At 68.9% G+C, this 8,229-nt stretch carries 7 protein-coding genes; all 7 read right to left on the reverse strand.

What is annotated here, in order from left to right; all coding sequences use genetic code 11:
* Window positions 1-54 precede the first annotated feature (54 nt).
* Window positions 55-837, reverse strand: coding sequence for a CDP-diacylglycerol--serine O-phosphatidyltransferase (gene pssA / locus ACYVE9_RS10090; protein ID WP_461027431.1), 783 nt, complete (start codon window positions 835-837; stop codon window positions 55-57).
* Between the two features lie 55 nt (window positions 838-892).
* Window positions 893-1,540, reverse strand: a complete 648-nt coding sequence (locus ACYVE9_RS10095) for a phosphatidylserine decarboxylase (RefSeq protein ID WP_461027425.1) — start codon at window positions 1,538-1,540, stop codon at window positions 893-895.
* A 170-nt stretch (window positions 1,541-1,710) separates the two neighbouring features.
* On the reverse strand, window positions 1,711-2,922 hold the full coding sequence (locus ACYVE9_RS10100) for an acyl-CoA dehydrogenase family protein (RefSeq protein ID WP_461027426.1): 1,212 nt from the start codon (window positions 2,920-2,922) through the stop codon (window positions 1,711-1,713).
* A gap of 1 nt (window position 2,923) precedes the next feature.
* Window positions 2,924-3,448, reverse strand: coding sequence for a MaoC family dehydratase (locus ACYVE9_RS10105; protein WP_461027427.1), 525 nt, complete (start codon window positions 3,446-3,448; stop codon window positions 2,924-2,926).
* Window positions 3,449-3,522: 74 nt separating this feature from the next.
* On the reverse strand, window positions 3,523-4,500 hold the full coding sequence (locus ACYVE9_RS10110) for an HpcH/HpaI aldolase/citrate lyase family protein (RefSeq protein ID WP_461027428.1): 978 nt from the start codon (window positions 4,498-4,500) through the stop codon (window positions 3,523-3,525).
* Window positions 4,497-6,509 (reverse strand): protein meaA, encoded by a 2,013-nt coding sequence (locus ACYVE9_RS10115; protein ID WP_461027429.1) that lies wholly within the window; start codon window positions 6,507-6,509, stop codon window positions 4,497-4,499. Before ACYVE9_RS10115 ends, ACYVE9_RS10110 begins: the two co-directional genes overlap by 4 nt.
* A gap of 11 nt (window positions 6,510-6,520) precedes the next feature.
* The gene (gene ccrA / locus ACYVE9_RS10120) at window positions 6,521-7,858 is read right to left on the reverse strand and encodes a crotonyl-CoA carboxylase/reductase (protein ID WP_461027430.1); all 1,338 of its coding nucleotides are present in this window, start codon (window positions 7,856-7,858) and stop codon (window positions 6,521-6,523) included.
* Between the last annotated feature and the right edge of the window lie 371 nt (window positions 7,859-8,229).

Below are 8,229 nucleotides of genomic sequence, written 5' to 3' on the forward strand. Positions count from 1 at the left end.
CCCGAGCGAACGTGTGTCGCTCGGGGCCGAGGTATGTGCGGGTCGGGGCCGGTGTCAGCCCTGGGCGGCGGCGCGGGCCTCGCGCCGGTTGTCCCGGAAGGTGTTGACGCGGCGAGCCGTCGCGAACAGCGGGATGACCGCGCCCAGCACCAGCTGCAACGCGCAGCCCGTCTGGAGCAGCAGCTCACCGCCGGGGGCACCGAAGGCCCAGGCGGCCAGCATGCCCATGGCCAGCACGATCCAGCTGAGCATCGCCACCGCGAGCAGGCCGCGCGGCTTGGGGTACTCCACGCGGCTCACCATCAGCCACGCCACGCCGACGATCGCCAGCAGCGTCGGGATGAACGGCAGCTCCAGCAGCACGATGGAGACCACGGTCAGGGCGCCGAAGGGGCTCGGCATGCCCTGGAAGATGCCGTCGCGCAGCGTCACGCAGGAGAATCTCGCAAGCCGCAGCACCACCGCCAACAGCACCACGATGGCCGCCAGTGCAGAGACGTGCTGGTGGGCGTCGTTGGCGACCATGCCCCAGACCAGCACGAAGTAGGCGGGTGCCAGGCCGAAGCTGATCAGGTCGGAGAGGTTGTCCAGCTCCGCGCCCATCGCCGAGCTGCGCAGCTTGCGGGCCACGATGCCGTCGAAGAGGTCGAAGATCGAGGCGAGCAGCATCAGCATCACGGCCGTCGCGGCACTGTGCCGTGCCATGCCGCTGTCCTCCGTCCCCGTGAGGTGGGGGATGAGCACACCGGTGGTGGTGAAGTAGACGGCCATGAAGCCGCAGGTCGCGTTGCCGAGGGTGAGGGTGTCCGCTATGGACAGCCTCGTCGACAGCGGCATCTCGTCCTCGTCGTCCGCCTCGTCCTCAAGCGTCCAGGACGATGAACCGTCGGGATCAGTCACGGTCAAGTCGGGTCACCCCCGCGGTGGTGGTCTGGCCGACCTCGACGTCGACCTCGACACCCTCCGGGAGGTAGATGTCGACACGTGAACCGAACCTGATGAGTCCGATCCTCTCGCCCTGCTCGACCTTGCTGCCCTGGGGCACGTAAGGCACGATCCGGCGCGCCACGGCACCGGCGATCTGGACCATCTCGATGTCCCCGAGCTCGGTGTCGAAGTGCCACACCACGCGCTCGTTGTTCTCGCTCTCCTTGTTGAAAGCGGGGACGAAGCCGCCGGGGACGTGCTCGACCGACGACACGGTGCCGGCCAGCGGCGCCCGGTTGACGTGCACGTTCAGCGGGCTCATGAAGATCGCGACCCGGGTGCGCCCGTCCTTCCACGGCATGATGCTCTGCACCACACCGTCGGCAGGCGAGATCACCCGTCCGGAGGTGATGTCACGCTCCGGGTCCCGGAAGAACCACAGCATGCCGGCGGCGAGCGCGGTGGCGGGCACGGCCAGGGCCGCCGCCCGGCGGGAACGCCGCGCGCGGGCAAGGCTGAGGGCGGCGGTCGCCACCGTCGGCAGGAGCCACGGCGACGCTCCGCGCGCGAGACGGACTCGCCCGCGAGGGGCAGAAGAGGGGCTGTGGGACATGGATGACCTTCGTAGCGGAGGGTGCCGCGCAGAGTAGGAGTGGACCACGGCTTTACTGAATGGTATCGGCTCCGGGCGGCAACTGGGAAAGCCAGAGCCGGGGTCGGCGATTGCGACCCCGGCTGCGGCTGTGCCGACCCCCTCCGAAAAAGGAGAACAATTCAGGACATTCAGCCCTGGAGTTTGTACTCCTCGAGCAGTCGGCGTCCGATGATCATTTTCTGGATCTCGGCTGTTCCCTCACCGATCAGGAGCATCGGCGCCTCGCGGTACAGCCGCTCGATCTCGTACTCCTTGGAGAAGCCGTAACCGCCGTGGATGCGGAACGCGTCCTCGACGACCTCCTTGCAGTACTCCGAGGCCAGGTACTTGGCCATGCCCGCCTCGAGGTCGTTGCGCTGCCCGGCGTCCTTCTTCCGTGCCGCGCCGACCATCAGGGCGTGCGCCGCCTCCACCTTCGTGGCCATCTCGGCGAGCTTGAACTGGATCGCCTGGTGCTGCGCGATCGGCTTGCCGAAGGTGCTGCGCTGCTGCGCGTAGGACACGCCCAGCTCGAAGGCGCGCTGCGCGACGCCGCAACCGCGGGCGGCGACGTTCACCCGGCCGACCTCGACGCCGTCCATCATCTGGTAGAAGCCGCGGCCGGTGGCACCGCCGAGCACCCGGTTCGCGGGGACCCGCAGGCCGTCCATGATCAACTCGGTGGTGTCGACCCCCTTGTAGCCCATCTTGTCGATCTTGCCGGGAATGGTGAGGCCCGGCTTGACCTCACCGAACCCGGGTTCCTTCTCGACCAGGAAGGTGGTCATCGACTTGTGCGGCGGGGCGCCCTCCCCGAGGCCCTCGTCCGTCCGGCACAACACCGCGACCAGGGTGGACGTGCCGCCGTTCGTCAGCCACATCTTCTGCCCGGTGAGCAGGTAGTCGTCGCTGCCGGTGTCCTTCACGCCCTTGGACGTGATGGCCGCGACGTCGGAACCCAGGGCCGGCTCCGACATGGAGAACGCGCCGCGCACGTCACCGGCCGCCATCTTCGGCAGGAAGTGGTCCTTCTGCTCCTGGGTGCCGTGCTGCTTGAGCATGTACGCCACGATGAAGTGCGTGTTGATGATGCCGGACACGCTCATCCAGCCGCGCGCGATCTCCTCCACGCACAGCGCGTACGTCAGCAGCGACTCGCCGAGGCCGCCGTACTCCTCCGGGATCATCAGGCCGAACAGGCCGAGCTCCTTGAGGCCTTCGACGATCTCGGCCGGGTACTCGTCCTTGTGCTCCAGTTCGGTGGCGACCGGGATGATCTCCTTGTCGACGAAGCCGCGGACGGTGGAGAGGATCTCCCGCTGGATGTCCGTCAGACCCTCGGTCTGCGCGAGGCGTCCCATCTCACTTGGCTCCGTTCTGCCGGGGCGCTGCCGGCTCCGGGCGGCCCGGCTGCTCGCCGCCGCGCTCCTCGATGTACGTGGCGGTGGGCACCATCACCTTGCGGCGGAAGACGCACACCACGGTCCCGTCCTGCTTGTAGCCTCTGGTCTCGACGTGGACGATGCCGCGGTCCGACTTGGACTTCGACGGGGTCTTGTCCAGCACCGTCGTCTCGCCGTAGAGCGTGTCGCCGTGGAAGGTCGGCGCGACGTGCCGCAGCGACTCGATCTCCAGGTTGGCGATCGCCTTGCCCGAGACGTCCGGCACCGACATGCCCAGCAGCAGCGAGTACACGTAGTTGCCGACCACGACGTTCCGCCCGAAGTCGGTCGTCTTCTCCGCGTAGTTGGTGTCCAGGTGCAGCGGGTGGTGGTTCATCGTGAGCAGGCAGAAAAGGTGGTCGTCGTACTCGGTGACCGTCTTGCCGGGCCAGTGCTTGTACACAGCACCGACCTCGAACTCCTCGTAGGTGCGGCCGAACTGCATGGTGTGACTCTCCGGAGGTGGGTGGCGGGACCCGGGCCCGCCCGGGGCCCGGGGAAGCGGGGGGAGGGGCGCGCTCAGTCGGCCGGCGGCTCGAAGACGGAGGTGCGCTTCATGCCGGCGGCCCGGCCCTTGCCGGAGATGACCAGGGCCATCTTGCGGCTCGCCTCGTCGATCATCTCGTCGCCGATCATGGCGGAGCCCTTCTTGCCACCGGCCTCGGAGGTGAAGTACTCGTAGGCGTCCAGGATCAGCTCGGCGTGGTCGTAGTCCTCCTGCGACGGCGAGAAGATCTCGTTCGACGCCTCCACCTGACCCGGGTGCAGCACCCACTTGCCGTCGTAGCCCAGCGCCGCCGCGCGCTGCGCCACCTCGCGGTAACCGTCGACGTTGCGGATCTGGAGGTACGGGCCGTCGATCGCCTGGAGGTCGTTGGCGCGGGCGGCCATCAGGATCCGCATCAGGATGTAGTGGTACGCGTCGGCCGGGTACCCGGGCGGCTGCTCACCGACGACCAGGGACTTCATGTTGATCGAGGCCATGAAGTCGGCCGGGCCGAAGATGATCGTCTCCAGCCGGGGGGAGGCCGCCGCGATGTCGTCCACGTTGACCAGGCCCCTGGCGTTCTCGATCTGCGCCTCGATGCCGATCCGGCCGATCTCGAAGCCCATGGTCTTCTCGATCTGGGTCAGCAGCATGTCCAGCGCGTGCACCTGCTGGGCGTCCTGCACCTTCGGCAGCATGATGCAGTCGAGGTTCGGCCCCGCGCCCTCGACCACCGTGATGACGTCCCGGTAGGTCCAGTGCGTGGTCCAGTCGTTGACCCGCACCACGCGGGTCTTGCCGGTCCAGTCGCCCTCGTTCAGCGCCTTGACGATGGTGTCCCTGGCGCCTTCCTTGGCGAGCGGCGCGCAGGCGTCCTCCAGGTCCAGGAACACCTGGTCGGCGGCCAGGCCCTGGGCCTTCTCAAGGAACCGCGGGTTGCTGCCCGGCACGGCAAGGCAGGAACGGCGGGGACGCAGCCGGTTGACCGTGGGTGCTGTGGGGGCAGTCATGCGGGGACCTCCAGAGGGTCGAGCTTGTTCGCGATGCGGATCTCGTCGACGATACGGCCGATGATCTCCGTGATGCCGAAGTCCTTCGGCGTGAAGACCGCCGCGACTCCGGCGGCGCGCAGCGCCTCCGCGTCCGCTGCGGGAATGATGCCGCCGACGATGACGGGCACGTCGTCCGCGCCCGTCCGGCGGAGCCGGGCCAGTACGTCCGGCACCAGCTCGGCGTGCGAGCCGGACAGGATGGACAGGCCCACGCAGTGCACGTCCTCGGCGGCGGCCGCCGACACGATCTGCTCGGGCGTGAGCCGGATGCCCTGGTAGACCACCTCGAAGCCGGCGTCCCTGGCCCGGACCGCGATCTGCTCGGCGCCGTTGCTGTGCCCGTCCAGGCCCGGCTTGCCGACGAGCAGCCGCAGCCTGCCGGAACCCAGCTCGGCGGCGGTGGCGTCCACCTTGCGCCGGACCGCGGCGAGCGTGGAGCCCTGCTCGGCGGTGACGGCCAGGGGAGCGCCGCCCACCCCGGTCGGGGCCCGGAACTCGCCGAACACGTCGCGCAGCGCCCAGGCCCACTCGCCGGTGGTCACCCCGGCCCTGGCGCACTCCACGGTCGCCGCCATCAGGTTGGCGTCGCCGGCCGCGCCCTTCTTCAGCGCGGCCAGCGCCTCCTGGGCGCGGTTCTCGTCGCGCTGGTCGCGCCAGCGGCCCAGCGCCTCCACCACGCGGGCCTCGTTGGCCGGGTCGACGGTCATGATCGCCGTGTCCAGGTCGGCGGTGAGCGGGTTCGGCTCGGTCGACTCGTGGATGTTGACGCCGACGATCTTCTCCTCGCCGGACTCGATCCTGGCCCTCCGCTCGGCGTGCGAGCCGACCAGCTGGGACTTGAGGTAGCCGGACTCGACGGCGGCCATCACGCCGCCCATGCGCTGGATGCGCTCGATCTCCGCGTCGCACTCGGTGACCAGCTCGGCGACCTTGGCCTCGACGACGTGGCTGCCCTCGAAGAGGTCCTCGTACTCCAGCAGGTCGCTCTCCAGGGCGAGGACCTGCTGGATGCGCAGCGACCACTGCTGGTCCCAGGGCCGGGGCAGGCCCAGCGCCTCGTTCCAGGCGGGCAGCTGCACGGCGCGGGCCCGCGCGTCCTTCGACAGCGTCACGGCGAGCATCTCCAGCACGATGCGCTGGACGTTGTTCTCCGGCTGCGCCTCGGTCAGCCCCAGCGAGTTGACCTGCACGCCGTACCGGAAGCGCCGCTGCTTGGGGTTCTCGATGCCGTAGCGCTCGCGGGTGATCCGGTCCCAGATGCGGCCGAAGGCCCGCATCTTGCACATCTCCTCGACGAAGCGCACGCCGGCGTTCACGAAGAACGAGATCCGGGCCACCACGTCGCCCATGCGCTCCGGCGGCACCTGGCCGGAGTCGCGGACCGCGTCGAGCACCGCGACGGCGGTGGACATCGCGTAGGAGATCTCCTGGACCGGGGTGGCCCCGGCCTCCTGGAGGTGGTAGCTGCAGATGTTGATCGGGTTCCACTTCGGGATGTGGTTCACCGTGTAGGCGATCATGTCGGTGGTGAGCCGCAGCGAAGGGCCCGGCGGGAAGACGTGCGTCCCGCGCGAGAGGTACTCCTTGACGATGTCGTTCTGCGTGGTGCCCTGGAGCTTGGCGACGTCGACGCCCTGCTCCTCCGCGACCACCTGGTAGAGCGCCAGCGTCCACATGGCGGTGGCGTTGATGGTCATCGAGGTGTTCATCTGCTCCAGCGGGATGTCCTGGAACAGCCGCCGCATGTCACCGAGATGGGAGACCGGGACCCCGACCCGGCCGACCTCGCCGCGGGCGAGGACGTGGTCGGGGTCGTAGCCGGTCTGCGTCGGGAGGTCGAACGCGACCGACAGGCCGGTCTGGCCCTTGGCGAGGTTCCGCCGGTACAGCTCGTTGGACGCCTCCGCGGTGGAGTGCCCGGCGTAGGTCCGCATCAGCCACGGACGATCCTTCTGACGCTCAGTCATGAAGCTGTCCCTCAGACGTTCCGGAAGCGGTTGATGGCGTCGATGTGCTTCTCGCGCATCTCCGGATCGGTGACGCCCATGCCCTCCTCGGGGGCCAGGCACAGCACGCCGACCTTGCCCTGGTGCAGGTTGCGGTGCACGTCGTACGTCGCCTGGCCGACCTCGTCCATGCTGTACGTCTTCGACAGCGTGGGATGGATCTTGCCCTTGGCGATGAGGCGGTTGGCCTCCCACGCCTCGCGGTAGTTCGCGAAGTGCGAGCCGATGATGCGCTTGAGCGACATCCACAGGTAGCGGTTGTCGTACTCGTGCATGTAGCCCGAGGTGGACGCGCAGGTGGTGATGATGCCGCCCTTGCGGGTGACGTAGACGGAGGCGCCGAAGGTCTCGCGGCCGGGGTGCTCGAAGACGATGTCGATGTCCTCACCGCCGGTCAGCTCGCGGATGCGCTTGCCGAAGCGCTTCCACTCCTTGGGGTCCTGGGTCCGCTCGTCCTTCCAGAACTTGTAGCCCTCGGCGTTGCGGTCGATGACCGCGTCGGCGCCCATGCTGCGGCAGATCTCCGCCTTCTGCTCGCTGGAGACCACGCAGATCGGGTTGGCGCCGCCGGCCAGCGCCATCTGGGTGGCGTAGGAGCCGAGGCCGCCGCTGGCGCCCCAGATCAGGACGTTGTCGCCCTGCTTCATGCCGGCGCCGTTGCGGGAGACCAGCTGCCGGTAGGCGGTGGAGTTGACCAGGCCGGGCGAGGCGGCCTCCTCCCAGCTGAGGTGGCCGGGCTTGGGCATCAGCTGGTTGGACTTCACCAGGGCGATCTCGGCGAGGCCGCCGAAGTTGGTCTCGAAGCCCCAGATGCGCTGCTCGGGGTCGAGCATGGTGTCGTTGTGGCCGTCGGAGGCCTCCAGCTCGACCGACAGGCAGTGCGCGACGACCTCGTCGCCGGGCCGCCAGGCGTTGACGCCGGGGCCGGTGCGCAGCACGACGCCGGACAGGTCGGAGCCGATGATGTGGTACGGCAGGTCGTGCCGCTTGGCCAGCGGGGAGGTGCGCCCGTAGCGCTCCAGGAACCCGAAGGTGGAGACCGGCTCGAAGATCGAGGTCCACACCGAGTTGTAGTTGACCGAGCTGGCCATCACGGCCACCAGGGCCTCGCCCGGGCCGAGCTCGGGGATCGGCACGTCGTCCAGGTGCAGTGACTTGCGGGGGTCCTTCTCCCGGGTGGTCAGGCCCTGGAACATGTCGGCCTCGTCCTTGTGCACGGTCACCGCGCGGTAGGACTCCGGCAGCGGAAGACCGGCGAAGTCGTCCGAGGTGCTGTCTGGCGCAAGAATCGCGTCAAGGATGGGGTTCACGGTATGCCTCCGGCGAAGCGTGTTGCGGGAACGCTTTGAGGGACGTCGGGTTGAGGCAGTGCCGTCGGTTCGGCGGGGTGGTGCTGTTGGCAGCGCGGGTGAGCGCTTGGTGCCTGTGACGCAGGCATCCGGGTCGCACGGCGTCGCCGTGGGGACAGTGCCCGGACTCAGATCAACGTATGACACCCAGTGCCAGGACACAAGACACTGCGTGCCAAGAATTTCTCTCAGTTGTCATCTGGTGTGCACGAATGAGCATGACAGGGAGCTGCCGCTCCGGCGCGGCGGCGCGGACCCACCGGGCGGACCGGCGACCGTGCCGCCGTGAACCGTCCACCGGCCGAGGCGGACGACGGGCCCGCGTGGGGCCG

The organism is Streptomyces sparsus (genome assembly GCF_054776295.1).

Excerpts from the sequence above, each read along its gene's own strand:
- ACYVE9_RS10095 (WP_461027425.1), bottom strand. The coding sequence starts at position 1,540 with ATGTCCCACAGCCCCTCTTCTGCCCCTCGCGGGCGAGTCCGTCTCGCG.
- ACYVE9_RS10100 (WP_461027426.1), bottom strand. The coding sequence starts at position 2,922 with ATGGGACGCCTCGCGCAGACCGAGGGTCTGACGGACATCCAGCGGGAG.
- ACYVE9_RS10105 (WP_461027427.1), bottom strand. The coding sequence starts at position 3,448 with ATGCAGTTCGGCCGCACCTACGAGGAGTTCGAGGTCGGTGCTGTGTAC.
- pssA (WP_461027431.1), bottom strand. The coding sequence starts at position 837 with ATGCCGCTGTCGACGAGGCTGTCCATAGCGGACACCCTCACCCTCGGC.
- ACYVE9_RS10110 (WP_461027428.1), bottom strand. The coding sequence starts at position 4,500 with ATGACTGCCCCCACAGCACCCACGGTCAACCGGCTGCGTCCCCGCCGT.
- ACYVE9_RS10115 (WP_461027429.1), bottom strand. The coding sequence starts at position 6,509 with ATGACTGAGCGTCAGAAGGATCGTCCGTGGCTGATGCGGACCTACGCC.